Annotated in this window: 25 protein-coding genes and 1 pseudogene; 5 read left to right on the top strand and 21 right to left on the bottom strand. The window is 65.2% G+C overall.

What is annotated here, in order from left to right; translation table 11 throughout:
* Positions 1 to 104: 104 nt before the first annotated feature.
* On the bottom strand, positions 105 to 1,016 hold the full coding sequence (locus ACUH78_RS04045; protein WP_017244804.1) for a LysR family transcriptional regulator: 912 nt from the start codon (positions 1,014 to 1,016) through the stop codon (positions 105 to 107).
* A 342-nt stretch (positions 1,017 to 1,358) separates the two neighbouring features.
* On the opposite strand from ACUH78_RS04045, the pseudogene ACUH78_RS04040 reads away from it, so the two are divergent.
* Both ACUH78_RS04040 and ACUH78_RS04035 read left to right on the top strand, forming a co-directional pair.
* Positions 1,359 to 1,655, top strand: a pseudogene (locus tag ACUH78_RS04040) (hypothetical protein); the annotation flags it as partial.
* Positions 1,656 to 1,774: 119 nt separating this feature from the next.
* The gene (locus ACUH78_RS04035) at positions 1,775 to 1,993 is read left to right on the top strand and encodes a type 2 periplasmic-binding domain-containing protein (protein ID WP_291988092.1); all 219 of its coding nucleotides are present in this window, start codon (positions 1,775 to 1,777) and stop codon (positions 1,991 to 1,993) included.
* Positions 1,994 to 2,030: 37 nt separating this feature from the next.
* On the opposite strand, the gene ACUH78_RS04030 is transcribed toward ACUH78_RS04035, so the two are convergent.
* The 12 genes from ACUH78_RS04030 to ACUH78_RS03975 form a co-directional block, all read right to left on the bottom strand.
* Complete coding sequence (locus tag ACUH78_RS04030) at positions 2,031 to 2,492, bottom strand: cytochrome c (RefSeq protein ID WP_023125210.1); 462 nt, start codon at positions 2,490 to 2,492, stop codon at positions 2,031 to 2,033.
* Between the two features lie 60 nt (positions 2,493 to 2,552).
* Positions 2,553 to 3,752, bottom strand: a complete 1,200-nt coding sequence (locus ACUH78_RS04025; protein ID WP_445332760.1) for a lipid A deacylase LpxR family protein — start codon at positions 3,750 to 3,752, stop codon at positions 2,553 to 2,555.
* A complete protein-coding gene (locus ACUH78_RS04020; protein ID WP_023125212.1) occupies positions 3,749 to 4,615 on the bottom strand; it encodes an LOG family protein in 867 nt (288 codons plus the stop codon). Before ACUH78_RS04020 ends, ACUH78_RS04025 begins: the two co-directional genes overlap by 4 nt.
* Positions 4,615 to 6,024, bottom strand: coding sequence for an MBL fold metallo-hydrolase RNA specificity domain-containing protein (locus tag ACUH78_RS04015; RefSeq protein WP_065086171.1), 1,410 nt, complete (start codon positions 6,022 to 6,024; stop codon positions 4,615 to 4,617). The genes ACUH78_RS04020 and ACUH78_RS04015 overlap by 1 nt, the downstream gene beginning before the upstream one ends.
* Positions 6,025 to 6,031: 7 nt before the next feature.
* Positions 6,032 to 6,241 (bottom strand): YgaP family membrane protein, encoded by a 210-nt coding sequence (locus ACUH78_RS04010; RefSeq protein ID WP_017244801.1) that lies wholly within the window; start codon positions 6,239 to 6,241, stop codon positions 6,032 to 6,034.
* Positions 6,242 to 6,261: 20 nt separating this feature from the next.
* Positions 6,262 to 7,809 (bottom strand): efflux transporter outer membrane subunit, encoded by a 1,548-nt coding sequence (locus tag ACUH78_RS04005; RefSeq protein ID WP_445332759.1) that lies wholly within the window; start codon positions 7,807 to 7,809, stop codon positions 6,262 to 6,264.
* The gene (locus ACUH78_RS04000; protein ID WP_445332758.1) at positions 7,806 to 8,924 is read right to left on the bottom strand and encodes an ABC transporter permease; all 1,119 of its coding nucleotides are present in this window, start codon (positions 8,922 to 8,924) and stop codon (positions 7,806 to 7,808) included. The genes ACUH78_RS04005 and ACUH78_RS04000 overlap by 4 nt, the downstream gene beginning before the upstream one ends.
* A gap of 4 nt (positions 8,925 to 8,928) precedes the next feature.
* Positions 8,929 to 10,098 (bottom strand): ABC transporter permease, encoded by a 1,170-nt coding sequence (locus ACUH78_RS03995; protein WP_445332757.1) that lies wholly within the window; start codon positions 10,096 to 10,098, stop codon positions 8,929 to 8,931.
* On the bottom strand, positions 10,095 to 11,867 hold the full coding sequence (locus ACUH78_RS03990; protein ID WP_445332756.1) for an ATP-binding cassette domain-containing protein: 1,773 nt from the start codon (positions 11,865 to 11,867) through the stop codon (positions 10,095 to 10,097). The genes ACUH78_RS03995 and ACUH78_RS03990 overlap by 4 nt, the downstream gene beginning before the upstream one ends.
* Before the next feature lies 1 nt (position 11,868).
* Positions 11,869 to 12,909 carry a secretion protein HlyD gene (gene hlyD, locus ACUH78_RS03985; protein WP_445332755.1) on the bottom strand — a complete coding sequence of 347 codons (1,041 nt, stop codon included), beginning with the start codon at positions 12,907 to 12,909 and terminating at the stop codon, positions 11,869 to 11,871.
* A 27-nt stretch (positions 12,910 to 12,936) separates the two neighbouring features.
* Positions 12,937 to 13,362: a hypothetical protein gene (locus ACUH78_RS03980; protein ID WP_102895105.1), complete on the bottom strand. Its 426-nt coding sequence runs from the start codon at positions 13,360 to 13,362 to the stop codon at positions 12,937 to 12,939.
* Between the two features lie 187 nt (positions 13,363 to 13,549).
* Positions 13,550 to 14,158, bottom strand: coding sequence for a TetR/AcrR family transcriptional regulator (locus tag ACUH78_RS03975; protein WP_023443938.1), 609 nt, complete (start codon positions 14,156 to 14,158; stop codon positions 13,550 to 13,552).
* A gap of 283 nt (positions 14,159 to 14,441) precedes the next feature.
* On the opposite strand from ACUH78_RS03975, the gene ACUH78_RS03970 reads away from it, so the two are divergent.
* The gene (locus tag ACUH78_RS03970; RefSeq protein WP_172600382.1) at positions 14,442 to 15,338 is read left to right on the top strand and encodes a LysR family transcriptional regulator; all 897 of its coding nucleotides are present in this window, start codon (positions 14,442 to 14,444) and stop codon (positions 15,336 to 15,338) included.
* Positions 15,339 to 15,672: 334 nt separating this feature from the next.
* On the opposite strand, the gene ACUH78_RS03965 is transcribed toward ACUH78_RS03970, so the two are convergent.
* On the bottom strand, positions 15,673 to 16,140 hold the full coding sequence (locus tag ACUH78_RS03965) for an Lrp/AsnC ligand binding domain-containing protein (RefSeq protein ID WP_418364011.1): 468 nt from the start codon (positions 16,138 to 16,140) through the stop codon (positions 15,673 to 15,675).
* 134 nt (positions 16,141 to 16,274) lie between these two features.
* Between ACUH78_RS03965 and ACUH78_RS03960 the strand changes: the two genes are divergently transcribed.
* Positions 16,275 to 17,606 carry a D-amino acid dehydrogenase gene (locus tag ACUH78_RS03960; protein ID WP_418364012.1) on the top strand — a complete coding sequence of 444 codons (1,332 nt, stop codon included), beginning with the start codon at positions 16,275 to 16,277 and terminating at the stop codon, positions 17,604 to 17,606.
* A gap of 93 nt (positions 17,607 to 17,699) precedes the next feature.
* A complete protein-coding gene (gene alr / locus ACUH78_RS03955; RefSeq protein WP_418364013.1) occupies positions 17,700 to 18,761 on the top strand; it encodes an alanine racemase in 1,062 nt (353 codons plus the stop codon).
* Between the two features lie 51 nt (positions 18,762 to 18,812).
* Here the strand turns inward: alr and ccmI are convergent, their stop codons facing one another.
* The 7 genes from ccmI to ccmC are packed head-to-tail and all read right to left on the bottom strand — an operon-like array spanning position 18,813 to position 24,631.
* Positions 18,813 to 20,039, bottom strand: coding sequence for a c-type cytochrome biogenesis protein CcmI (gene ccmI, locus ACUH78_RS03950; protein ID WP_418364014.1), 1,227 nt, complete (start codon positions 20,037 to 20,039; stop codon positions 18,813 to 18,815).
* Positions 20,036 to 20,530, bottom strand: a complete 495-nt coding sequence (locus ACUH78_RS03945) for a cytochrome c-type biogenesis protein (RefSeq protein WP_418364093.1) — start codon at positions 20,528 to 20,530, stop codon at positions 20,036 to 20,038. The genes ccmI and ACUH78_RS03945 overlap by 4 nt, the downstream gene beginning before the upstream one ends.
* 40 nt (positions 20,531 to 20,570) lie before the next feature.
* Positions 20,571 to 21,164, bottom strand: a complete 594-nt coding sequence (locus tag ACUH78_RS03940; protein ID WP_418364015.1) for a DsbE family thiol:disulfide interchange protein — start codon at positions 21,162 to 21,164, stop codon at positions 20,571 to 20,573.
* A 21-nt stretch (positions 21,165 to 21,185) separates the two neighbouring features.
* On the bottom strand, positions 21,186 to 23,168 hold the full coding sequence (locus ACUH78_RS03935) for a heme lyase CcmF/NrfE family subunit (RefSeq protein WP_418364016.1): 1,983 nt from the start codon (positions 23,166 to 23,168) through the stop codon (positions 21,186 to 21,188).
* Between the two features lies 1 nt (position 23,169).
* Positions 23,170 to 23,613: a cytochrome c maturation protein CcmE gene (gene ccmE / locus ACUH78_RS03930; protein ID WP_418364017.1), complete on the bottom strand. Its 444-nt coding sequence runs from the start codon at positions 23,611 to 23,613 to the stop codon at positions 23,170 to 23,172.
* Positions 23,610 to 23,843 carry a heme exporter protein CcmD gene (gene ccmD / locus ACUH78_RS03925; RefSeq protein WP_418364018.1) on the bottom strand — a complete coding sequence of 78 codons (234 nt, stop codon included), beginning with the start codon at positions 23,841 to 23,843 and terminating at the stop codon, positions 23,610 to 23,612. Before ccmD ends, ccmE begins: the two co-directional genes overlap by 4 nt.
* Positions 23,843 to 24,631, bottom strand: coding sequence for a heme ABC transporter permease CcmC (gene ccmC, locus ACUH78_RS03920; RefSeq protein ID WP_418364019.1), 789 nt, complete (start codon positions 24,629 to 24,631; stop codon positions 23,843 to 23,845). Before ccmC ends, ccmD begins: the two co-directional genes overlap by 1 nt.
* Positions 24,632 to 24,645: the final 14 nt, after the last annotated feature.

The raw sequence follows: 24,645 nt of genomic DNA, 5'->3' as shown, positions 1-24,645 counted from the left end.
GAATCAGTACAGCGCATGAGCCATGCAGATCGGGTCAGCCGCAAGACCAAAAATGAATCGCGCAATCCGAGAAAACTAGCCGCGCACCTTCCGATAGATCCGCGTCAGATCGCGCGTGATGTGCTTGCGTCCTGATGGCATACACGTTCGGCGCGTTCGATGAACCGCTGCAACGGCTCCGTCATACCACCCTCGGTTCGTAACAGATAGGTGGTTATCGATGCGCTCTGATCGGCCAACGGGCGGACAACAACATCCGCCGGCTGGCAAGTTGCCAAGTGCGCGGCAGTGGAAAAACCTAGCCCGTACCCTGCGGCCACCAACGTCAGCATCAGCCCGTGAGAAGCGGCGTACTCGGCCACAATCGGTTGGACATCGACAGAGCGGAACAGTCGTTCGCTCTGCCGACCGCAACCTTGGCATGCCCGTGGATCACAAAGTACCAGCGGATAGCTCACCACTTCCTGCAACGGCACTTCCTTGAAGGCTACAAGCGGGTGCCGTGCGGGCAGGAGCACTACCAAGGGGTCGGCCCACAACGGCTGAGCAATGATCCCGGCCTCCACTTCATCGACCATTGCAAAGCCGGCGTCGAACAGATCCGCGTTCAGCCCCTGCACGAGTTCGGTCAGCGGTACTTCGGAGAGCCGGATGTTTACCTGCGGCGACTCTTCGCGGCACAGCGCAAGCAGTGCTGATAGCCTCGCCCGCCCTATGTCTCTCGACAGCGCGATGCGCAAAGTGCCCTGAAAACCGGATGCAGCAGCCTTCGCTCTGGCCACTGCCTGCTCAACGCTCAACATGACGCGGCGGGCGTCCTCCAAGAAGACTCGCCCTGCCCAGGTCAGGGTTGCGCCACGCGGCGTGCGACTGAGCAACGTCACGCCTAGAGTTGTCTCCAGCTTGCGGATCGTGCGTGATAGGGGAGATTGTTCTATGTGCAGCCGCCGAGCGGCTCGACCGAAGTGCAGTTCCTCGGCTACAGCAATGAAACAGCGAAGATGACGTAAGTTCATGCGCAGTCCCTCGTGACGTGACCAGTCCTTATGATCGTAGGGAGCCGCATGCGTGCGGAGAAGAGGCCGGCATGTCTTGCAGCGGCTGTCGTCGCCGGCTCACAGCACGCGGGCAATGGTGTCCGGAGTTATTGCAACGCTGCTTGAACGCGGGCGGCGGTCATGGCGGATGGCTAGCTAGAGCACTCGCGCCAGCGCGCCTCGGCTAGTCTTCTGTGGCCGCAGCGACCCGAGGAAGACAGTCGCGGCGTCTTACGTCACTCCCCGAGGGCGAGCGATTTGGTCTGTCGACACGGGCGGCGGCGCAGCGTCTGAAGCTCGCGCCAGCGGGCATCGCGCCGGATGAACTGTCGATGGGCATGTTCGGCGACTTCGAGATCGCCACCTGTAACCGCGCTGCTGAAGCACTGCGACCGGAGCAGCCGCAGCAAGCGGCTGACGCGGGCGGACAAGCAATTCCTGGAACATGTGCCGCGCATCTTCACTGCCTTGCAGCAAGCCCGCGACAGCGTGAGGGCAGCGGCCAACGGCTTTCACGGTCAGCAACGCATTGCGCTGTCCGATGGCATCACCCCGTCGCGCTTGCCGACCTTGCTGGCGCTATGCCGGCAGGAGGAGCCCGAAGTCGAGTTGCGCCTGTTCGAGGTGCCACTGTCGCAGCAAATCAAGGGGCTGCATGACGATCTGTATGACCTAGGGCCCAGTCTGGTGAAGTGGGTGACGGCATCGTGGCTAAGGTGCTTTGGAGCGACCCCCTCATGGTCGCGGTGCCGGCATGGCATCCGCTGCTCAAGCACAAACGTATCTCACTGGACGAGGTGCTGCGTTATCCGATGGTGCCGTGTGACCCACATGCATGCGGGAGTCATGCACGTCAGATCCAACGAGTGCTGCGGCGGGTGAAGCAGGAACCCGTGATCGCTGAACGGGTGGCTTCTTGGGAACCTGGAACTCGTCGAGGTATATCGATTGGATAGGGGCTAGTCTTCCGTCAGCAGGTGTAGCCATCCCCTGCTAGCGACTTCCATAGAACTTTTCCACGAACGAGCGACGGTAACTCTGGTGGCAGGCTAGGCAGCTTTGCTGGGTCTTGGAGAAAGCCGCGATGACTGCTTGGCCGTCACTCCGCTTTGCGGCCTCGCCCATGGCGGTCGCGGCGTCATGCACCTGTCCATCAAGACCCCGAAACTTTCCAGCGTCTGCCCCAAGCCAGGCAAGGATGCGCATCTTTTCCGACATGGGCGGCTCGGCATGCTTGGCGATTCGTGGTGCTAGCTCGGCGACCAGTGGCCAGTCTTCTTTGGAGATCGCGCCCGTGACGACTTGCATGTCGCGCCCGAGTCTTTCCATTATGGTACGAAGCGCCATTGGCTTTGCCGCCTCTGCGGACTGCGCACCGAGTGCCGTGGCGAAGGTTGCCAAGAGCACGGACAGCGAGACTGTGAAGAACGATCTGGGTTTCAAGGGCTGGTTCACGAATTTCTCCATTGATGTTGTGACGAATGCTTTGGGTCTAACGAATGGTTGCAGGTGTCCTCAAAATTCCAAGCTCAGCGCGATCGATCCGAATGCGTGATGGCCCGCCTGCTGGTCGAACTCGCGGGTTCTCCAAACGCGCATCACGGCAAGCCGCACGCCACGTCCAGCAACGATCCATTGGCTGCTGATGCCGAGAGCTGCTTGCGCGACCCAAGGCCGCCGGCTGACATGGTGGCTATTCCGGAACATGTTTCCGTCGAGTGAGAAGTCCCAGGCGACGGCTTTACCCTCCAGGTTCAGGAAGACATGTGCCCCAGGTTTGGGCGCCAGGACCGATTGCGGCGTTGTCGTGCGCAGATCGGCAACACCAGAGGGCGGGCGGTTCTCCGCGCCAGGGCGGATCGGATAGCTGCCGAAGTCGTTCGGTATGTTCCAGCCCGCGCGAAACTCCACGCCGGTACTGGCGGCGGTTTCGATGTTTCCGACCCGCAGGGCATAGCTGCCGATCACGTCGCTGCCCCATCCAGGGCGGACCGCACCCTCCGTGTACGGCTTGAACTTGCGTTCCATGGCCATCTGAAATGCCGGCTCGTTGCGCAACTGGTTGTCCCAGCCGCGAAATCGCTCGATGCCACGCACCCGATGCACCAGATCCTGCGACTTCTCTGCCAGCGACCAGTGGCCGATCAAGCCCAGGGTTAGTTCGCGTACGTCCAGCATTTCATAGCTGGCAGCCTGTGGGTGGATTCGGCGATTCCACGCCAGGCTCAGGTAGACCAGGCCAGCGTACGGCCGATCGTCGGGAATCAGATCGGTGCGCGTCTTGTCCTCGGGTGTGTACATAGACTGGCCAAAGCGAACGACGAGGTTCTGCGATGCCGGTTGGTCGCCGGTATCGCGCCAGAAGCCGGGATCGGCCCAGCCGATGAAGCGGGCGTACAAACCAATCGGCTGTGGCAGGCACTCGGGACGGAGCTCGCCTTGCAGATCACGTGAGACTGCTGTTAGCGCGACACCGTTGGTGTAGTTGCGGTCGGAGCCGGTGAATAGATCGTTCTCCAGGCGCAGGGTGCCACCCCGCCAGCGCAGGGATTGCCCTGGCGAGCAGGAGGGAGGATCTGCAGAGAGCGAGAAGTCGGAACCGAAAGCAGAAATCGGGCTGAACAATGCACAGGCAATCAACAAGGTGGCGCACTGCATCGACTGCTGCACCTTGGTGCCGCACAGGCTCCGGCAATACCCGTCGACGCCGATCATGTCGCCCCATCGCCTGCTGCCCTGTTGACGTAAAAGCGTTCGAGGGCACTGACGATTTCCTCGGCTTCGTCTACGCAGGTGAACAAGTCGAGATCGGATGGAGAGACATAGCCTTCGTCGAGCAGAAGATCGAAATCAACTACGCGACGCCAGAATGCACGGCCGACCAGCACCACCGGAATACGCTGCATCTTTCCGGTCTGGATCAAGGTGAGCACCTCGAACAGCTCATCGAGCGTTCCATAGCCACCGGGGAAGGCCACCAAGCCCTTGGCGTGCAACAAGAAGTGCATCTTGCGCAGCGCGAAATAGTGGAATCGGAACGCCAAATTTGGGCACATGTAGGGGTTGGGTGCCTGTTCGTGGGGCAGCGTGATGTTGAGGCCAATCGAACGTGCGCCGACCTCGAAAGCACCGCGGTTGGCGGCCTCCATGATGCCGGGCCCACCCCCGGTGACGACGACGAAATCACGGCGGTTTTGCTGCTGGAAACGCGCCGAAATAAGGCCCGAGAAACGCCTCGCTTGCTCGTAGTGACGTGCCTGTTCGACCCGGCGATTGGCTCGGGCAAGCTCTTGCCTCAGCCCGACATCCTCCGGAGTGACGCGCGCCTGACGCTCCAGCGCGCCAAGACGGGCTTCTGCCGTCTCGGCATCGCTCACGCGTGCGCTGCCGAAGACTACTACCGTCGAGCGAATGCCTTGCTCGTGCAGGATGCGGTCAGGCTTGAGCAGTTCGAGCTGCAGTCGCAGCGGCCGCAGTTCTTCCTGGCCAAGCAGCTCGATGTCTTCGTACGCAAGACGGTACGTTGGCGACTCGCGGATGGCGCGCAGGCGTTCATCGAGATCTTCGGCGGGCTTCATCACTCGTGCGCCAGAAAGTCCGGCCAGCGCAGCGCATGACCATACTCAGGCACCGTGACCTGCCAGCCGAGTTGCTGTTGCAAGAGTTCGGCGAAGGTCTGGGCGGCGGACAGTTCCCCATGCACCACGAAGGTTTGCGCCGGGGGGTGAATAAAACCCCGAGCCCAATCCAGCAACGCCTTTTGGTCGGCATGCGCCGAGAGGCCATCCACGCTGTGGATCGCAGCACGTACCGGAATGTCCTCACCGAAGATGCGCACGCGTTCGGCCCCCTCGATCAGGCGCCGGCCAAGCGTCCCCTGCGCCTGGAAACCGGGAAACAAGATGCTGCATTCGCGGCGTGGCAAGTTGTGCCGCAGGTGGTGCCGGATGCGTCCCGCATCGCACATGCCGCTGGCAGAAATGATGATGGCTCCGGAGCGGATCCGGTTCAGCGCCATGGACTCCTCAGCGCTCGCTGTGAAACTCAGGTATGGGAGGTTCTCGCCGCGCGCGTGCCAGCCGGCCAACCGCTTCGCCTGTTCGTCGAACAATTCGAGATGCTCGCGCGTGATGCGCGTGGCCTGCGTGGCCATCGGCGAATCGACGAATACCTTCGGTTGCCGCAGCCGCCCCTCGCAGGTGAGTCGGTGCAGGTGATAAAGGATTTCCTGGGTTCGGCCGACCGCGAAGGCCGGCACGATGACATTGCCGCCGCGTTCGAACAATGTCTTTTCGACGATGCCGATCATTTCCTCTTCGGTCGCCGAGAAATCCTTGTGCTGGCGGTTGCCGTAGGTGGACTCGATGACGAGGATGTCGGCGTCCTCGATGGTTGTCGGGTCGCGCAGTATCGGGCGCCCCGGCTGGCCGAGGTCGCCACTGAAAACGAGCTTTGTCGGGTAGCCATATTCGGTGACCCAGACCTCGATGATGGCCGACCCAAGAATGTGCCCGGCATCGCGGAAACGGGCGCGCACCCCGACGCGGGGCGCGAACTCCCGGTCGTATTCGATGCCTCGCACCTGCTGCAAGCAGTCGCTGGCATCCTGCAGCGTATACAGCGGCGGCAGTGCGTCCTTTCCGCGGAGTCGCTGCGCATTGCGTTTTGCATCGCTCTCCTGGATGTGGGCACTGTCGGGCAGCATCACGCCCAGCAGATCAACCGTGGCGGGAGTGGCGTAGATGGCCCCCTTGAACCCGGCGCGCGTGAGTTTGGGCAATAGCCCACTATGGTCGATATGGGCATGGGTCAGGAGCACGAAATCAATCGACGCCGGGTCGAACGGGAATGGCTCATGGTTGCGCGCCGCCGCCGTGCGGCCGCCCTGAACCATGCCGCAATCCACCAGGAAGCGTACGTTGAGCGCTTCCACCAAGAAACACGACCCGGTGACTTCGCGCGCAGCGCCCAGAAAATGCAGTTTCATGGGATGCTCACTCCGGTTTTTTCTTTTGTATCGGGCAAGTGCTCAGGCCAAGCAGACGGTAGCCCGGACAGCGGCCAGCCAGGCCGGTGATGAGGGGCATGATTCCGATGAGTCCCAGCCAACGCCAGGATGAATCCAGCCACAGCGGGAGGCTGAGCAGAACCAGTCCGACGACGATGCGGACAATGCGGTCGAGACTTCCAACGTTGATTTGCATTACGGTCTCCTTGTGTTGAGTCAACGGCTTGAAAACGCGACGGGGGCGGCAGCGCCCCGCAGCGGATGGGTTGCGGTCGATGCCGTCGTGGATACGTCCCAGCCGCCACCAAGGGCCTTGTACAGCGCCACCAGTTGCACGGCGGCGTTGGTATGCGCGCGTGCGGCTGCGGTTTCGGCCTCGTGCAGGCTGCGCTGGGCAGCCAGCAGTTCGACCAGCGCAATGTCGCCTGCCGCATAGCGCGCCTTGGCGTGGCCGTAGCTGGTGCGCGCGGCATCCAGTGCCATACCGCGGCGCTCAAGCGTGTCCAGCCCGCCGTGGTAGTCGCCCAGCGCGCGCTCGGCGTCGCCCAGCGCCGTCAGCACCGCCTGCTCATAGGCCAGCGCGGCCTGCCGCTCGGCCGCCTCGCGTGCCCGAATTTCGGCTCGCACACGGCCACCGTCGAACAGGCGCCAGGAAATCAGCGGCAGGATGGAAAAACGCGAGCTGGATGCATCGAACCAATCGCCCGTACTGAGCGCTTGGAACCCGCCGCCGACACCGATGGAGAGTTTGGGGAACAGTTCGGCCGTGGCCACGCCGATGTCGGCGGAACTCGCTGCCAGGCGACGTTCCGCAGCCAGCACGTCCGGGCGCCGGCGCAGCATCTCTGCGCGCTCGCCCACCGGCAGCACCGGCAGCGCCCGCAGCGTGCTCGGCGTCAAGGGGCCATCCAGCAGTGCCAGCTCCCGCTCCGGCGGCGCGCCCAGCAGCACGCCCAGGCTGAGTATCGCGGCGCGCTGTCGCGCCTGGATATCCGGGATGAGCGCGTTGACTGCTGTCCATTGGGCGTACGCCGCGTCCACGTCGGCGGCCGACGCGTCGCCCAGCGCATGCCGCAGGCGCACCAATTCCAAGGTCTGCTGCAGCGTATCCAGTGTGGCCTGTTGTGCGTGCAACTCGTAGCGGGCGCCGACGGCGGTGAACCAGGTGCGCGCGACCTCGGCCACGACGCGCATGCGTACGCCCTGTGCCTCGGCTTCGGTCGCCTGCAGGCGGGCGCTGGCGCCTTCCAGCGCGCGCCGCCTGGCCCCGAACAAGTCAGCCTCCCAGGCCGCGTCGAAGCCCGCGTCGTAGATGGTCTGCGTGGCGTCAAGGCCGGGGATCGAGCCTACGGGCAGGGGTCCGTTCTCGCTTTGACGGCGCCGGTTGACGCTCGCGCCAGCGGCGGCGGTGGGCAATGCCTCGCCGGCCACACGATCGCGCAGGGCGCGTGCCTCATCGATGCGTGCCGCAGCCTGGCGCAGATCCAGGTTCTGTGCCAGCGCCGTGGCCATCAGGCGATCGAGGATGGGATCGTCCAGTGCAGACCACCATTGGCTCAAGTCTGCGGACTGGGATTCGCTTGCCAACGGCAAGCTCCAGCCGCTGCCGACGTCGACCGGCGGCGGCTCGCGGTAGTCGGGGCCCACGCTTGCGCAGGCAGTCAGCAGCACGCAGGACAGGGCCAGCGCGAGCGGACGCGCGCGCCCAGGGGTCAGGCCGGTGACGGTTGCGCGAAGAAAGGGAGTGCGGGGCTTGGATTTCATTGCAGGCGTCCTCGGACGAATACGGTGGCCATCGTCAGCGTGGCCAGGGCGATGACCGCCAGCGGCCACAGGCTGGCGAGAATGTCACCGGGCGGCATGGCCTTGAGAAAGCTGCCTTCGACGATGATGAGGAAATGGGTCAGTGGAATGGCCTGAGCCAGCCATTGCAGGACGACAGGCATGTTTTCCACAGGCGTCGCAAAGCCGGACATCAGCACCGCCGGCACGCCGACGGCGAACGCCCCCAGGATGGCCTGCTGCTGCGTCATGCTGACCGCGGAAATCATCAGACCGATGCCGACCACCGACAGGATGAACAGCACCAGACTGGCGAGCAGGAGCGCAAACGAGCCCGTAAACGGGATGCCGAACAGGAATACGCCCGCGCTGATCATGAACAGGCCCAGCGCGGTGCCAATTGCGAGTGCCGGCAGTGATTTGGAAATGATGATCTCTGGCGTCGAGGTGGGCGACACCAGCAACTGGTCGAAGGTGCCGAGTTCACGTTCGCGCGCAATCGACAGCGAGGTGATGAGCAGCGCGCTGAACAGCGCCAGGATGCCCGTCAGGCCGGGCACGATGAACCAGCGGTAGACCAGATTCGGGTTGAACCAGTGGCGCACGACCACGGGCGTTGGTGCCTGGGCGTCGGGCACGACCTCGGCGCCGACATCGGCGGCGATGGTGGACAGATAGGCCACGGTGATCTGCCCGGAGTTGCTGCGCCGGCCATCGACCAGTACCTGCACGCGGCCGCTGTCACCGGCGGCGATGGCGCGCGAGAAATCGACGGGAATAGCGAGCGCGGCGATCACCTCGCCACGGTCGATCAGCTCGTGCAGCTGCTGCTGGCTGTCGACATGCCGGACGTGGGTGATGAAGCGGGCGCTGTCCAGGCGCTGTACCAACTCGTGCGACCACCGCCCCGCATCCTGATCGTAGACGGCGATATCGACGTTGCGCACTTCCAGCGTCGCGGCAAAGGCAAACACCAGCAACTGCAGGATCGGCGGCACGAACACCACCATGCGGCTGCGCGGGTCGCGCAGGACGCTGAGCACTTCCTTGATGAACTGGGCGCGCAGGCGGGTGAACGAGAATGCGGAAGTCAACATCGCGTCACTCCAGGTTCTTGCGCGTGGCGCGCTTGGCGATCACGAAGAACAGCCCCCCGATCGCCGCCATGGCCGCCAGGTTGGGCAGGAACACGGCCCAGATGTCGCCGGCCAGGAACACCGTCTTCAGCGAATCGACGAAGTAACGCGCCGGAACCAGCCGGGTGATGGCCCGGATCGGCGCGGGCATCGCGTCGATCTCATACAGAAAGCCCGACAGCATGAAAGCCGGCAGAAAACCCGTGAACAGCGCGATCTGCGCTGCCAGGAACTGGTTGCGTGCCAAGGAGGAAATCAGCAGACCCTGACCCAGCGCCGGCACCATGAACACCGCCGACAGCAGCAGCAGCGCCGCCAGCGAGCCCCGCATCGGGACCCCGAACACGAACACCGCCAGCGCCGCCGCACCCAGCGTGGACAGCATGCCGAGCACGAAGTACGGCAGCAGCTTGCCGATCAGGATTTCGGCCACCGAGGCCGGCGTGGACAGCACCGCCTCCATGGTGCCGCGCTCCCATTCACGCGCCACCACCAGTGCAGTCAGCATGGTGCCGATGATGGTCATGACGATGGCGATGGCACCGGGAATCAGTGCGCGGCGGCTTTCCAGCTCGGGGTTGAACCAGTAGCGCGGTTCCAGCATGACGGCCTGCGCTGGTGCTCCGACGTCCAGTCCGGCACGCCAGGACTGGACCACGCCGCGGGCGTAGTTCTCGACGTAGTTGGCGGTATTGGGGTAGGAGCCGTCGGTGACGATCTGCACCAGCGGCTCGCTGCCACGCTGGGCCAGCCGCTGCTCGAAGTCCTGCGGGATCACCACGTAGCCGCGCAGGTCGCCTGAGACCAGCTGGTCGGCCACTTCGCGCCGGTCATGGGCGAAGTGGGCATCCAGGAACTTTGTGCCGGCAAAGGCCGCCGCAAGCTCCTGCGCTGCAGCGCCGGGCGACTCCAGCACCACGCCGACGCGGACATCCTTCGCATCCAGCGACACCGCATAGGCGAACAGCAGCAGCAACACCACCGGCAGCACGAACGCGATCAGCAGCGTCGAGGGGTCGCGCAGCGCCTGGTAGCTTTCCTTGGTGACCAGGGCGATCAAGCGCCGCAGATCAAAATGGCGCAGGTCGGTCTGCTGTGGTCCATTCCCGTCCTTGTGCTTTGTGGTGCCGTTCATGTGGCGGCCTCCAGCTCGCGGTCCGCCGACTCCACCAGGTGAATGAAGGCGTCCTCCATCGTCGGGTCGGGTCGTTCGGGGCTGACCGCCGAACGTTTGAGCGCGTCGGGCGTATCCAGCGCAATCAGTTGCCCACGCGAGAGTATGGCCACGCGGTCGCAGTATTCGGCCTCGTCCATGAAGTGGGTGGTGACCACGATGGTCACGCCCTTGCGGGCCAGTCCGTTGATGTGGGTCCAGAATTCGCGCCGGGTGATCGGGTCCACGCCCGAAGTGGGTTCATCCAGAAACAGCACGGGCGGCCGGTGCATCAGCGAACAAGCCAATGCCAGGCGCTGCTTGTAGCCCAGCGGCAGGGAATCGGGCGTGGCGGACAGCCAGTCGCCCAGATCGAAGGTTTCGATCATCTCGGCAATGCGCTCGCGCCGGGTGTTGCCTTCCAGTCCGTAGACGCCGGCCGAGAATTCCAGGTTCTGCTGCACCGAGAGCAGGCCGTAGAGCGAAAACTTCTGCGCCATGTAGCCGAGCCGGCTCTTGGCTGCGCCGGTGGCGCGGCGCAGATCATGGCCCATCACATGCGCTTCGCCAGCAGTTGGTTTCAACAGGCCGCACAACATCTTGAAGGTGGTGGACTTGCCGGCGCCGTTAGGGCCGAGCAGGCCGAAGATTTCGCCCTTTTGCACCTCGAAGCTGACGTTGTCGGTGGCGGTGAACTCGCCGAAGCGCTTGGTGAGGTTTCGGCACGACACGGCAATGTCGGAACCCAGCTCAACCGGCGGCAGACGCTCGGCCAGCGTCGAAGTGCCGCCGGGGCCGCCACCGAGCAGATCGATGAAGGCGTCTTCGAAGCGCGCGGGCACCTGCGCCAGCTCCACTCGCGTCTGATCGGCCAGGGCCTGGAGCTGCTCCGCTTGAGCGCCCTCGCGCAACACCACGCGCACGCCGGCGCCCTGGATCACGCCATCGCTCACGCTGGGCAGGTCGAGTGCCTGGGTCAGGACCGCTCGGCGCTCGGCACCGACGTCTTCCAGACGGAAACTGCGGCCTTCGAGCTGTGCGGTCAGCTCCTGCGGCGGGCCATCGAACAGGAGCTGCCCTTGGTTCAGCAGCAGCACGCTCTCGCAGCGCTCGGCTTCGTCGAGATAGGCGGTGGACCAGACCACGGCCATGCCTTCATCGGTCAGCGCCTGCACCATGCGCCACAAGTCCTGGCGGCTGACCGGGTCGACACCCACGCCCGGCTCGTCCAGCAGCAGCACCTTCGGCCGCGCCATGAGCGCACAGGCAAGGCCCAGCTTCTGCTTCATGCCGCCGGAGAGCTTGCCGGCCAGGCGTTTGGTGAAGGGTCCGAGCCGCGTGAAGTCCAGCAGCTCAGCAAACAGATCGGCGTTGCGGTCCGCATCCATGCCGCGCAACTGCGCATACAGGCGCATGTTCTCCATCACCGTCAGGTCTTCGTACAGTCCAAAGCGTTGCGGCATGTAGCCGCTGACGACGTGAATGGCGTCGTTGTCCTTGACCACGTCATAGCCTGCCAAGGTGACGTGGCCGGCGTTCGGCACCAGGAGGCCGGCCAGAATCCGCATCAGCGTCGTCTTGCCAGCGCCGTCGGGGCCGACCAGACCGGTCAGCCGCCCATAGTGGATGCGCGCGCTCAAGCCCCGCAGCGCCTTTATGTCGCCGAAATGCTTGTCCACGCCCTCGATGACGACGGCAGCGTCTTCGCCCGCACCCGCAGGCACGGCGGCGATAGCAGAGCTTGCCTGCATTTCAACGCTCCCCCGCCGGGATACGGGTGCCGGCTTTCGTATCGACCTCGATCGTCACCGGCATGCCCTGGCGCAAGGCACTGTCGCTGTCGGCTTCGTCGATGACGATGCGCAGGCGGTACACCAGATCCGTGCGCAAATCCGTCGTCTCCACCGTCTTGGGGGTGAACTCGGCGCGCGGCGAGATGAAGCCGATCTGGCCGCGATAGACCTTCTCTGATGAATCGCTTTTGACGCGTACCACAGTACCGGGCGCGATGCGCCCCAAGTCCGACTCGCCCACGTAGGCGCGCACGTAAACCGGCTTGTCCAGGCTCAGGCTGTAGACCGCGCTCTGGCTTGCAACCATGCTGCCGGGCTCGCGCACCCGTGCGATGACGGTGCCACTACTGGGCGCCACCAATTCGGTGTCCGCCAAGGCTGTCGTGGCTTGCGCTGCGGCAGCCTGTGCGGCCGCAAGGCGAGCTTCTGCCGCGGCGATGTCTTCCTTGCGAAAACCTTCTAATGCTTGCGACAGGGCCGCCTTGGCCGCTTCGACGCCAGCGGCTGCCTGGTCGCGCGCCGTGCGGGCGGCATCGACCGTGCGCTGGCTGCTGGCGCCCGATGCCAGCAGGCGACTCTGGCGCTGGAAATTGCGCTCGGTCTCGGTGGCGAGCGCCTGGGCCTGCCTGAGGGCTTCGCGCGCCTGGGTGATTTCCTGCGGTCGCAGGCCGCGGCGCAGCTTGGCCAGTTCGGCCTGCGCGACCTGCACTTGGGCTTGCGCGGCGGCCAGCGCATCTCGGTAGGGCTGCGCGTCCAGCGTGGCCAGGCGATCGCCGGCGCTGACGGCATCGCCCTCATCGAAAAACATTTGCATCACGCGCCCGGGCTGACGGAAGGCCAGTTGCACCTCGCGGATTTCGACGTTGCCGTAGAGGCGCAATACATCTTGTTGTCCATGGTCGCGCGACAACCAGAACGCCAGTGCGCCGCCAAGAGCGAGCACGACGACGGCGATCACGACCCAACGGGTTTTCTTGAAGAGGAGGTTTGGAGTTTTCATCGATGGGTTTCCGCTGGATAAAGGTGCTCAGTGCTCGCGTGCGACCGGCGCATTCGCCGCTGACCGGCGCCAGGCGATGGCCGCTATGCCAGCCCACACCAACGTGCGCAGCGTCATGGCGACCACCGTGCGTCGCTCCCAGGCGCCACCCAAAGCCACATGCACTCCGAAAGCGAGGAACACGAGTGCGGTCGCCACCGTGATGACAATCGCCAACCACGCGGCCCAGCGCCGGCGCATCCACAAGCCGACGCCGGCGACGATGTAGGCGAATCCGGCCAGAAAATTGAACCAGAGCACGAAGGGCACATAGTGGCCGGCGGCTTGGCGCGCCGCGCCGTCGACAAACAGAACGGCGCCGCCCTCCCGAAGAGTGAGCAGGCCGAAGCCGATCGCGAGCGGGGAGATCAGCCAGTGCCAGATGCTGCGTTGTGGATGAGTGGTCATCTTCATGGCCTTTACTTGATCGCGGAAACTCCCAAGCCTTCGCCGTCGTCGCGGTGTGCGTGTGCGTTCCGCCGGGCGGTCGGGCTGAGTGTTGAATGACGCGGATTCGCGCTGGAGGCGCAACGCGATCGCATGACCGTGGTGTGCCTCTCGGCCGACCGGGCAACTGCGTGGCGGCAGGATGGAAGGCGTTTCATCGGGTGTGCGTGATGCCACGGAGATAGATGGCAAACACGGCTGGCGCGTCGCGGCGGATGCGTGCTACATCGCCCGCCAGCAACGACTGCATCACCAGCCCTTGAATTGTGCCGATGAACAAGACGACGGCCGCGTCCACATCCAGTTCTGAATGCAGCTCGCTTCGCGCCTTACCGGCTTCGAGCAGTCGACGCAACCGCTCACCATATTGACGGGTCAAGGTCTGCACCATTTGCTTGGGCAGGGTCTCCCCCGGCCGCTGTAATTCGCCGAAGAGCATCCTCGGCACCCCCGGGTGCTCGGCCACGAAGTCGATGTGCGTCTTGAAGATCGCTTCAAGAGCTGCGAGGGGGGACGTAGCACCTTCTGCGGCCTTGTCTACTCGAGCCAGCAGGCGTTCCGTAACCCAGGACATCACCGCCTGCAGGATTGCGTCCTTAGTCGGGAAGTGACGGAACAGTGCTCCCTGGGTCAACCCCATGCGCTGCGCGATGGCCGTGGTCGTGATGTCGCTGGGGTTCTGTTCGGCAGCCAAGTCGACCACTGCCTCGACGGTGGCCGCGCGCCTCTCATCAGCCGGTAGATGCCTGGAGTGTCCGCTCATTGCTTGCATCCCAAAAAGTGAGTAATCTATTACTATCTTACCACTGTGCAGCCAGACCGCAAGAGGGGAAGCACGAAAAAGAGGTCTCGATGAACAGCAGAACTGCTATCTCAGACGGCTGCCAACGGTCGATTTCTGGCGGGCGCAAACGTCGCCCTCCGCACCTCATTGGCGGAAGGGCGCCGGCACATCGCAAGCCTGGCGGGGCGTAAGTGGGCGGGATGTGGATGGAGATGCTGGCGCCCGAGAGGCCGAACCAGAAGAAGACGAACAGGAGGTGGCCTTGGATTTCAGATTGCTACGCTATTTCGTTGCAGTCGCGGAAGAGCTGCATCTCGCCCGCGCGGCCGAGCGTCTCGGGATCGAGCAATCTCCCGTATCGCGAGCAATGCGCGACCTGGAAAGCCAGCTTGGCGTGCAGTTGTTCGACCGCAGCACCCGCCTGACGCGGCTGACCTGGGCCGGCCAGGTGTTCCTAGGCGAATGCCGACGCGTGATGGCCACCGTGGAGCAGGCAGTCAAGAGTGCCAAGGCGGCGGCACAGGGCTACCAGGGCCATCTGCGCATCGCGATCTGCGACGGCCTGGCGCAGCCCCGCATCGCCACCTTGCTGGCACGCAGCCGCGAGGAGGAGCCCGAGATGGAGATTCGCGTCTTCGAGCTGCCGTTCGCGCAGCAGCTCAAGACGCTGCACGACGATCTGCTGGACATCGGCTTTGCGTTGTCAAACGCGGTACATGATGGCCTCGTCGCCGAGCCGGTGTGGACCGATCCGCTGTCGGTGATCGTGCCCGCACGCCACCCCTTGCTGGCACACGTGCAGGTGCCGCTGGCCGAAGCCCTGAAGTTCCCGCTGGTTCTGTGCCATCCCGAATCGGGATCGGGCTGCCGCCATCAGATTCAAGCGCTGCTGCAGGACGCAGGCACGCCGCTCAAGCTGGTCGATGAAGTGACCAGCCTGGGCGTGATGCTGACCCTGGTCGGTGCCGGCTACGGCATCGGCTTCGCCATCGCCTCGCAGGTGCAGACGCTACAGCGCCCGGACATCTCCATTCGTCCCTTGGCCGGCAGCCCACCGGTGCTCTCTACCTACCTGCTGCGCCGCCGGGGCGAACCCTCGGAGCCCATGAAGCGGTTCATCGAGCGGGCGAAAGGCGGGCGGGACCGGGCCTGTCGATGATGAGTCAATCCTTTGAGGACGCAGCTCACCTGTCCGTAGCGGCCTGTGGCGTGATGTGCCAGTGGACAGATAGACTTCGGTATGAAATCCGATGCTCTGGCTGTTGATGGATGTGCTTGGCTCGCTTTGGATCACCCGCAACGGCCTGCGTTGACCAGGCCGAAGACTTGAGTCCACAATCGAGTCCATTCCGTGACGCTTGGATCGGAAAAAACGTTCGTAATAAACGAGTTAGCGACCGGGTGCTGTTCCCTTCACCCGCTCCAGCCCCATTCCTGCACAAGGCCAGTCCCGCACCGGACTGGCCTTTTTGCTTTTGCACGCCCGCCCTCGCTCACAGCTCGGGCGGCAGGTAGAGCGACTCCTTCACCTCCTCCATCACCACGTAGCTGCGCGACTCGGTCGCCGAGGGCAGCTTGAGCAGGATGTTGCCGAGCAGGCGGCGGTAGTCGCTCATCTCGGCGATACGCGCCTTGATCAGGTAGTCGAAGTCGCCCGACACGAGATGGCATTCCATCACCTCCGGCACGAAGGCGAGCTCCTTCTTCACCCGGTCGAAGGCATCATTGGACTTGGCCGACAGCTTGAGCTCGACAAACACCAGCAACGCCCGGCCGAGCGCGTGTGGATCCACGCGCGCGTGATAGCCCGTGATCACACCCTCGCGCTCCATGCGCCGCACGCGTTCGGTGCACGGGGTCGCCGACAGGCCGACGCGCTGCGCCAACTCGGTCATCGAAAGGCGCCCGTCCTTTTGCAGAAGATCGAGGATTTTCAGGTCGATACGGTCGAGTTCGCGCATTTCACTCCCATCCCTACCAAGGCACCACCTGATTCAGGCGTTATCGCTATTTAACCGCCAATAATAGGTGACTTTCTCTGCACAAGCATTCCTACACTGCCGATATTCAACCTATATCCGGCAGGAGACCTGAAATGCACGTCATCGTACTCGGCAGCGGCGTCGTCGGCACCACGACAGCATGGTATCTCGCGCAGCAAGGTGCACAGGTCACCGTGATCGACCGCCAACCTGGTGCAGCCCTCGAGACCAGCTTCGCCAATGCCGGTCAGGTATCACCCGGCTACTCCACGCCCTGGGCCGCACCCGGCATCCCGCTCAAGGCGCTCAAGTGGCTGTTTCAGCGCCACGCCCCACTCGCCATCCGCGCCGATGGCAGCCTCTTCCAGTTGCGCTGGATGGCGAAGATGCTGGCCAACTGCTCAGGCGCACGCTACGCGGTGAACAAGGAACGCATGATGCGCGTCTCGGAATACAGCCGCGACTGCCTGCGCACGCTGCGCGAAACGACCGGCCTGCACTACGAAGAGCGCAGCCGCGGCACCTTGCAAGTCTTCCGCACCCAGGCGCAGCTGGACGCGGCGGCACGCGACATCGCCGTGCTCGATGAGTGCGGCGTACCCTATGAACTGCTCACCGGCGATGATGTGGCGCGGGCGGAGCCGGCGCTGGCGCAGCGTCCCAGCAGGCTCGCAGGTGGCCTGCGTCTGCCCAACGACGAAACCGGCGACTGCCGCCTATTTACCGAGCGGCTCTCACAGATGGCAGAGCAGGCGGGGGTGCAGTTCCGTTTTGGCGTGGAGGTGCGCGAGTTGGTGCAGCGTGGTGGCCACATTGCGGGCGTACGCATCGCCGGCAATGACGCTCAGGCGGAAAACGAGCTGCTTACCGCTGACCGCTACGTGCTCGCCTTCGGCAGCTATTCGCGCCCAATGGCTGCCAGCCTCGGGCTGGATCTCCCGGTGTACCCGGTGAAGGGTTATTCGCTGACCATTCCGCTCATCGACGCAGCCCGGGCGCCGGTATCGACCGTGCTCGACGAAACCTACAAGGTGGCCGTGACCCGCTTTGACGACCGTATCCGCGTCGGCGGCATGGCTGAGCTGGGCGGCTTTGATCTGCGCCTGAACCCGCGCCGCCGCGAGACCCTGGAATTGGTGGTAAGCGACCTCTTCCCGGGCGGCGGCGCGGTGGACAAGGCCGAGTTCTGGACCGGCCTGCGTCCGATGACGCCCGACTCGACACCAATCATCGGCGCCACGCCCTTCCCGGAGCTGTTCCTGAACACTGGGCACGGTACTCTGGGCTGGACCATGGCCTGCGGCGCCGGCCAGCTCGTGGCCGATCTGGTCACCGGCCGCCAGCCCGCAATCCGTCACGAGGACCTGGGCCTCACCCGTTACCACGGCGGGAACGCCGGACGGCAACCCCGGACGGAAGGCGGCCGCATGCTAGGCACCGCCTGATTCCGGGCGCCCCGCCCCAGCGGCATTGCAGGCGAGCGCGTTTCCCCGCACCATCACGCGTTTACCCGTATCGCCCCGCCCCCGGAAGCCCACATGCGACCTGCACGCGCCCTCGTCGACCTCGCTGCGCTACGCCACAACTACCGCATCGCCCGCCACCTGCATGGCGGTCGGGCGCTTGCCGTGGTAAAGGCGAACGCCTACGGCCATGGGGCCACGCGCTGTGCGCAGGCGCTTGCCGATGAAGTGGACGGTTTCGCGGTGGCCTTTCTAGACGAAGCCCTCGCGCTGCGAGAGGCCGGCGTCGTCGCTCCCATCCTGCTTCTTGAGGGGGTCTTCGACGCCGCTGAGCTGACGCAGGCGGCCGCACACCGACTCTGGATCGTCGTGCACCACGAAGCACAGCTGCGCATGCTGGAGACGACGCCGCTCGACCATCCGCTGCAGGTCTGGCTGAAGGTGAATAGCGGCATGAACCGCGCCGGCTTCACGCCCGAAACCACCTCGGCCGCCTGGCAGCGCCTGCGCGCCTGTGAGCGGGTGGGCGAAATCACGCTCATGACCCACTTCGCGCGCGCCGATGAGCCTGGCGAGCAGGCAACGCTGGAGCAGATCGCACGCTTCGACGCGGCGACAGCCGGCCTGCCCGGCGCGCGCAGCCTAGCGAACTCTGCGGCCGTCCTGGGCTGGCCGCAGGCAAGACGCGACTGGGCGCGACCCGGCATTTTGCTCTACGGTGCCGACCCGATGCCCGACGCCGCACACGGCCTGCAGCCGGTGATGACGCTCGAGAGCGCAGTCATGGCGACACGGGAGATCGGGTCGGGCGAGCCGCTCGGCTATGGCGGGCGCTTCGTGGCCCAGCGACCGACCCGCATCGGCCTGGTCGCCATGGGCTACGCGGACGGCTATCCGCGCGTGGTGCCGGACGGCACGCCGGTCACGGTGGACGGACGGCCGTCTCGCGTGATCGGGCGGGTGTCGATGGACATGCTTACGGTCGACCTCACGGACCACCCCGGCGCACGCATCGACAGCCGGGTGGAACTATGGGGCAATGAGGTTGCGGTCAACACCGTGGCGCAGGCCGCAAGCACGATCGCCTACGAGCTGCTGTGCAACGTGAAGCGCGTACGCTTCGAGTACCGCGACTGAAGGTATTCCGGAATGACCGTGCCGGCGACGGCGCGGCCATCCCGGCAGGCATCACTGCCGCACGCGGTCGATGACCACCGTCACTCCGGAGGCGTCGGGGGCAACCGGCGCACTCTCCCCTTCGAGATCACCCGCACGCGCAGTGGCGTCACCGCCCTTGGCCACCCGCGCCGCGATCACCACGCGCTCGGGCACCGCTGCATCGCCCATCATGAGTGTGGCGCCGTCGAAGTCGAACGCCAGGGGCAACTCCCCGCCGGTGAAGCGCAGCGCAGCCAGCGGCGGACCGCCCGCCTCGCCGCGCACGAAGACGAACACTGTGTCCCCAGCCGCAACCTGGTCCGCCAGCGCCCCGGCGAGTTCGAGCCGTCCGGCAACTCTGAGCGCGGAGGCACCGACCGCCGCCGGCGCTGTACCTTCGTTCTCACCCAGCGGCGGCATCCCGGCCTTGGCGCGCGCGTCGTTGATACTGGCACGCACGCCAGCCGCGGCTTCGTCACCGGAGGGGATCTGAACCAGGATCCGCTCCCAGTACTCCGCCGCCCCCTTGAAGTCCTTACGCTGGTAGGCGGCCGTGCCGGCCAGTGCGAGCGCCTTGGGATGGCCGGGAGCGGCCGCAAGCGCGCGCTGAACCAGTTCGGCCGCCTTGCCATCGAAGCCTTCCATCGCGGCCACCACGTCCGCCCAGTCGGCGAGTACATTGGGATTGTTCGGCACCACGCGGTCGAGCTGCTCATAGGCAGTGGAGGCTTTGGGCAGGTCCTCGAGCACCAGATAGGTGCGGGCGAGCATGGCCCAGCCTTCGGCGTTATCCGGCTCTTCCTTCAGGCGCGCCTCGAGCGAGCCCACCATGTCCTGGATCTGGTCCTGCGTGAAGCCTTGCTGGGTGGCGACGTTCTCGGGGTTCAGCGCATCGGGCTCGCCGATCACCAGGTAGGCGCCGATGGCCGCAGCAGGAATGGCCAGGCCCACCATCACCGCCCAGGCGCGGCTTGGGCGGGTATCTGCGGCCTCCGCTACCTCGACCGCGGCCTCACCCTCTTCCAGCGCGCGGCGCTCGAGTTCCTCGCGGCTCTTGGCGTGGCTGGCGGCATCGATTTGTCCTGCGACCAGTTCGGCGTCGAGTTCGGCAAGCTGCTCACGCAGCACCCTGAGCGCCACGGTACTCTGGCGCGCCTCCTCGCGGCGGCGTCGCGCGCCCACGCCCAGCAGCGGCGGCAGGACCAATAGCAGAGCGCCGGCCAGGAGCAGGCCGGCAAAGACGATGAAAGCGGTCACGAACGGGACTCCGGAGATGCGTTATCTTGCTCGTCGGCGCGCTCGAGCAGCGCACGCGCGCGCTCACGGTCGGCTGCCGACAGGCCGCGGTCGGCCGCAAGCTCGACGCTACGCCTACGCAGCCGGTACGCCAGCCAAGCGGCGCCGCCGATGAGCAGCGCGAGGGGACCAAGCCACAGCAACAACGTGGTGCCCTTGAAAGGCGGCTCGTAGAGCACGAAGTCGCCATAGCGCTCGACGAGATACTCGACCACGTCATCCTTGCTCTTGCCAGTGGCGAGCTGTTCACGCACCTGGTTGCGCAGATCGACGGCGAGCGGGGCGTTGGATTCGGCGATGGACTGGTTCTGGCACACCAGGCAGCGCAACTTGTGCGACAGCTCCATGGTGTCTGCTTCCAGTTGCGGATCGGCAGCCACCGTAGGCGCTACCGAGGGATCAGCGTCGGCCGCGTGGCTCGCGGGAGCGAGGCCCAGCGCGGCGCCCAGCATCAGCCAGGCGAGGGAACGACGCAGGAAGGACGGCATGTGCTCAGCCCGCACGGCGCAGCTCCTCGATCTTGGGCATCAACACGTTCTGTAGCGAATCAGGCGTGATCGGACCGATGTGCTTGTATCGGATGCGACCTTCGCGGTCGATGAGGAAGGTCTCGGGCACGCCATAGACGCCAAAGTCGATACCGACCCGGCCATCGATGTCCATCACCGAGACCATGTAGGGATTGCCGTGGTCGCCAAGCCAGCGCTGCGCGCGCTCCACGGCCATGGAGGTCTCGGCCTCGAGCGACAGACCACGAGCGTTGATCGCGCCGTCACCGCGCACCTCCTTATAGTTCAGCCCCACCACCGGCACGACCTTGTCCTGCGCCATGCGCACCAGCAGCGGGTGCTCCTGCCGGCAGGCCACGCACCAGGATGCCCACACGTTGAGCAGCCACACCTCGCCGCGCATCTCCTCGAGGGAGAACTGGGTCTCGGGGGCATCGAGGCGTGCGAGGCTGAATTTCGGTGCAGGCTTGTCGATCAGCGGCGAGGGCACCTCGCGCGGATTGAGGGTGAGGCCGAAGGCGAGGAAACCGGCCAGGCCGAAAAAGAGCAGCAGAGGAACGAGAAACTTGGCTTTCATGGAAGTCCTTGCAAATCGCGCTCAGGCCGAGGCCGCAACGCGTTGTCCCGCAACCGCCCCTGCATCACGCGCGGCAAGGCGACGGTAGCGGACGTCCGCGGCGGCGAAGATCCCGCCCAGACCCATCAGCACGCAGCCCAGCCAGATCCAGCTGATGAAGGGCTTGTAGTAGAGGCTGACGATCCAGGCGCCGTCCTCGAGCTGCTCGCCGAGCGAGACATAGACGTCGCGGAAGGGACCAATGTTGAGCGAGGCCTCGGTCATCGGCATGCCCTGCGCCCAGTACAGGCGCTTTTCAGGCGTCAGGGTGTCCATGACCTCGCCGTCTCGCACCAGCTCGATCCGCCCGCGCGCGGCGGTGTAGTTCGGCCCCTCGATCTCCTCGGCGCCGCGGAAAACGAAGGTATAGCCAGCAAGTTCGGCATGCTGGCCTTCGAGCATCTTCACGTCGATGTGACGATCCAGGCTGCCGACCATCGTCACGCCGATGATGAACACGCCCACACCCAGGTGCGCCAGCCACATGCCCCACCACGACGCGGTGATCAAGCGCAGGCGCACCCCGGCGGATGCGCCGGCGCGGTCCTTGAGCCGGCGCGCGAGCAACTGGAGGCTGGCAAGCACGACCCAGGCCGCAAGCGACAGGCCAAGCGCCGTGCGCCAGGTCAGATGATCCACCGCCACCGCCGTGCCGACGCCGATGATCACGCTGGCGATGAATGCCGGCGCCACCTTGCGCACGGCAGCAAGCAGGTCGTCGTCCTTCCACCGCAGGAAGGGGCCGAACATCATCAGCACCACCACCGGTGTCATCAGCGGCACGAACACCGCCTCGAAATAGGGTGGGCCGACCGAGATCTTGCCGAGGTTGAGCGCGTCAAGGAAGAGCGGATAGAGCGTGCCGAGCAGCACCGATGCCGAGGCCACTGTGAGCAGCACGTTGTTCGCCAGCAGCGAGGTCTCTCGCGACACCAGGGCGAAGCTGCCACCGCCGGTCAGTTTGTTCGCGCGCATCGCGTACAGCAGCAGCGAAAAGCCAATCACGATCACCAGCAACGCGAGGATATAGAGGCCACGCTTGGGGTCGGTTGCGAAGGCATGCACGCTGGTGATGACGCCCGAACGGACAAGGAAGGTGCCGAGCAGCGACAGCGAGAAGGCGCCGATCGCCAGCAGCACCGTCCAGCTGCGGAAGGCCCCGCGCTTTTCGGTGACGGCGAGCGAGTGCATCAGCGCGGTGCCGAGCAGCCAGGGCATGAAGGAAGCGTTCTCCACCGGATCCCAGAACCACCAGCCACCCCAGCCGAGCTCGTAGTAGGCCCAGCCGGAACCGACCGCGATGCCGGCGGTGAGGAACACCCACGCGATCGTGGTCCACGGCCGCGACCAGCGCGCCCAGGCGGCGTCGAGCCGGCCCGAGAGCAGCGCCGCGATCGCGAACGCGAAAGCCACCGAGAAGCCGACGTAGCCCATGTAGAGCAGCGGCGGGTGGATGATCATCCCCGGGTCCTGCAGCAGCGGGTTGAGGTCGCGCCCCTCGCCCGCACCCGGGAGCAGGCGGTCGAAGGGGTTGGAGGTGACCAGCGTGAAGGAGATGAAGCCCGCGCTGACCCAGCCGAGCACGCCGAGCACGCGCGCCATGAAGGCTTCGGGCAGGTGGCGTGAGAACACCGTCACCGCCACCGTCCACAGCGCCAGCGACATCGCCCACAGCAGCAGCGAACCCTCGTGGTTGCCCCACACGCCGGTGATCTTGTACATCAGCGGCGTGGCGCTGTGCGAGTTGGTCGCCGCAAGCTGGACCGAGAAGTCGCTGGTGATGAAGGCCCAGGTCAGGCAGACGTAGCTGAAGACGATGAAGAAGAACTGGCCCTGCGCTGCCGGGCGACCGACAGCCATCAGGGCCATGCTGTTGCGATGCGCGCCGACCAGCGGCACCACCGCCTGCACCAGCGAGAGCACCAGCGCGAGGATGAGGGCGAAATGTCCGAGTTCGGGAATCATGTCACTGGCTCAGCGTCTGTGCGGCTTTCTGCGCCTGCTCCACGGCGTGCGCAGCTTCGGGCGGCATGTAGTTCTCGTCGTGCTTGGCGAGCACCTCGCTGGCGCGGAACACGCCGGCCTCGAGCTTGCCCTGCACCACGGCGCCCTTGCCCTCCTTGAAGAGGTCGGGGAGCGTGCCCTTGTAGGTCACCGGGATGACCTTGGCAGTGTCGGTGATGGCGAACCGCACCGTGACGCCATCGGCCTCGCGTGCGATCGAGCCATCCTCGACCATGCCGCCGATACGGAAGGTCTTGCCCACCGGCGCCTTGCCTTCGGCAACCTCGGACGGCGTATGGAAGAACACCAGGTTCTGCTGGAAGGCGCTCAGCACGAGGGCCACCGCGGCGACGAGCAGTGCGACGCCTCCACCCACGAGCATCAGACGCTTGCTACGAGCTTTCATTGTTCCGACTCCATGGCGGGCACGAGGCCTTCGCCGTTACGCTTTGCTGAATCCTTGCCGACCGCACGCCGCCAGCGCAGCAGGCGGCGAACCGTGTCCTTCCGACGCTGGAACACGAGCACGAGTTCCAGCGCGATCAAAGCAAAAGTGACGCCATAGCTGCCCCAGACGAAAAAGGCGGCGCCATCCATGTCCCAGAACGCGGACCAGCTCTCCCACTGCCACTGCATCAGGCACGTCCTCCGCTGTTGAGGGCACCGGCCGGCGCCAGCCTGTCGAGCTCGGTCGCCACCCATTCGGTGTGGCGCTCACGCTCGAGGATCATCGGCCGCACCCGCCACAGCACCACCGCGATCGTGTACATCCACGAAGCGATCGCCATCACCAGCATGCCGGCAAGCATGGTCGCGGCCATCGACGGCGCCTTGTTCAGGCTCACCGAGGCGCCCTGGTGCAGGGTGTTCCACCACTGCACCGAGAAATAGATGATCGGCACGTTCACCGCACCGACCAGGGCGATGATGGCGCCAGCGCGGTCGCCGCGGCGCGGGTCCTCGATGGCACGCGTGAGCGCGATGAAGCCGAAATAAAGGAAGAGCAGCAGCAACTGCGAGGTAAGTCGCGCGTCCCACACCCAGTACGCGCCCCAGGTGGGCTTGCCCCACAGCGCTCCCGTCCATAACGCGACGAAGCAGAACATGGCCCCGGTGGGCGCCAGCGCCTGGCTCATCACGAAGGACAACCGCGTGTTCATGATCAGCCCCACCGCCGACCAGAAGGCCATGATCAGGTAGATAAACATGGACATCCAGGCCGCCGGCACGTGGATGAAGATGACGCGATAAACCTGCCCCTGCGTCGCATCGGTGGGAGCGACGAAGAACCCCAGCCACAGACCCACGAGCGTGAGCGCCACCGCGAGCGCAGCGAACCAAGGCGCGAGACGGCCCGCGAGGGGATAAAAGTGTTGCGGCGCGGCGAAGCGCCAGAGGCTGCGGCCGCGTTCGGGTCTTGTCATGCTCGGATGCTTCG

It is taken from the genome of Thauera sp. ZXT1-4, assembly GCF_052598215.2.
Note: the sequence above shows the minus strand (reverse complement) of the source record. Positions and strands in the feature narration are given on the sequence as shown.

What these genes read in the sequence shown, in the direction of transcription:
- ACUH78_RS04045 (WP_017244804.1), bottom strand. Translation starts at nt 1,016, where the DNA reads ATGAACTTACGTCATCTTCGCTGTTTCATTGCTGTAGCCGAGGAACTG.
- ACUH78_RS04035 (WP_291988092.1), top strand. Translation starts at nt 1,775, where the DNA reads ATGGTCGCGGTGCCGGCATGGCATCCGCTGCTCAAGCACAAACGTATC.
- ACUH78_RS04025 (WP_445332760.1), bottom strand. Translation starts at nt 3,752, where the DNA reads ATGATCGGCGTCGACGGGTATTGCCGGAGCCTGTGCGGCACCAAGGTG.
- ACUH78_RS04020 (WP_023125212.1), bottom strand. Translation starts at nt 4,615, where the DNA reads ATGAAGCCCGCCGAAGATCTCGATGAACGCCTGCGCGCCATCCGCGAG.
- ACUH78_RS04015 (WP_065086171.1), bottom strand. Translation starts at nt 6,024, where the DNA reads ATGAAACTGCATTTTCTGGGCGCTGCGCGCGAAGTCACCGGGTCGTGT.
- ACUH78_RS04010 (WP_017244801.1), bottom strand. Translation starts at nt 6,241, where the DNA reads ATGCAAATCAACGTTGGAAGTCTCGACCGCATTGTCCGCATCGTCGTC.
- ACUH78_RS04005 (WP_445332759.1), bottom strand. Translation starts at nt 7,809, where the DNA reads ATGAAATCCAAGCCCCGCACTCCCTTTCTTCGCGCAACCGTCACCGGC.
- ACUH78_RS04000 (WP_445332758.1), bottom strand. Translation starts at nt 8,924, where the DNA reads ATGTTGACTTCCGCATTCTCGTTCACCCGCCTGCGCGCCCAGTTCATC.
- ACUH78_RS03995 (WP_445332757.1), bottom strand. Translation starts at nt 10,098, where the DNA reads ATGAACGGCACCACAAAGCACAAGGACGGGAATGGACCACAGCAGACC.
- ACUH78_RS03990 (WP_445332756.1), bottom strand. Translation starts at nt 11,867, where the DNA reads ATGCAGGCAAGCTCTGCTATCGCCGCCGTGCCTGCGGGTGCGGGCGAA.
- hlyD (WP_445332755.1), bottom strand. Translation starts at nt 12,909, where the DNA reads ATGAAAACTCCAAACCTCCTCTTCAAGAAAACCCGTTGGGTCGTGATC.
- ACUH78_RS03980 (WP_102895105.1), bottom strand. Translation starts at nt 13,362, where the DNA reads ATGAAGATGACCACTCATCCACAACGCAGCATCTGGCACTGGCTGATC.
- ACUH78_RS03975 (WP_023443938.1), bottom strand. Translation starts at nt 14,158, where the DNA reads ATGAGCGGACACTCCAGGCATCTACCGGCTGATGAGAGGCGCGCGGCC.
- ACUH78_RS03965 (WP_418364011.1), bottom strand. Translation starts at nt 16,140, where the DNA reads ATGCGCGAACTCGACCGTATCGACCTGAAAATCCTCGATCTTCTGCAA.
- ACUH78_RS03960 (WP_418364012.1), top strand. Translation starts at nt 16,275, where the DNA reads ATGCACGTCATCGTACTCGGCAGCGGCGTCGTCGGCACCACGACAGCA.
- alr (WP_418364013.1), top strand. Translation starts at nt 17,700, where the DNA reads ATGCGACCTGCACGCGCCCTCGTCGACCTCGCTGCGCTACGCCACAAC.
- ACUH78_RS03945 (WP_418364093.1), bottom strand. Translation starts at nt 20,530, where the DNA reads ATGCTGGGCGCCGCGCTGGGCCTCGCTCCCGCGAGCCACGCGGCCGAC.
- ACUH78_RS03940 (WP_418364015.1), bottom strand. Translation starts at nt 21,164, where the DNA reads ATGAAAGCCAAGTTTCTCGTTCCTCTGCTGCTCTTTTTCGGCCTGGCC.
- ACUH78_RS03935 (WP_418364016.1), bottom strand. Translation starts at nt 23,168, where the DNA reads ATGATTCCCGAACTCGGACATTTCGCCCTCATCCTCGCGCTGGTGCTC.
- ccmE (WP_418364017.1), bottom strand. Translation starts at nt 23,613, where the DNA reads ATGAAAGCTCGTAGCAAGCGTCTGATGCTCGTGGGTGGAGGCGTCGCA.
- ccmD (WP_418364018.1), bottom strand. Translation starts at nt 23,843, where the DNA reads ATGCAGTGGCAGTGGGAGAGCTGGTCCGCGTTCTGGGACATGGATGGC.
- ccmC (WP_418364019.1), bottom strand. Translation starts at nt 24,631, where the DNA reads ATGACAAGACCCGAACGCGGCCGCAGCCTCTGGCGCTTCGCCGCGCCG.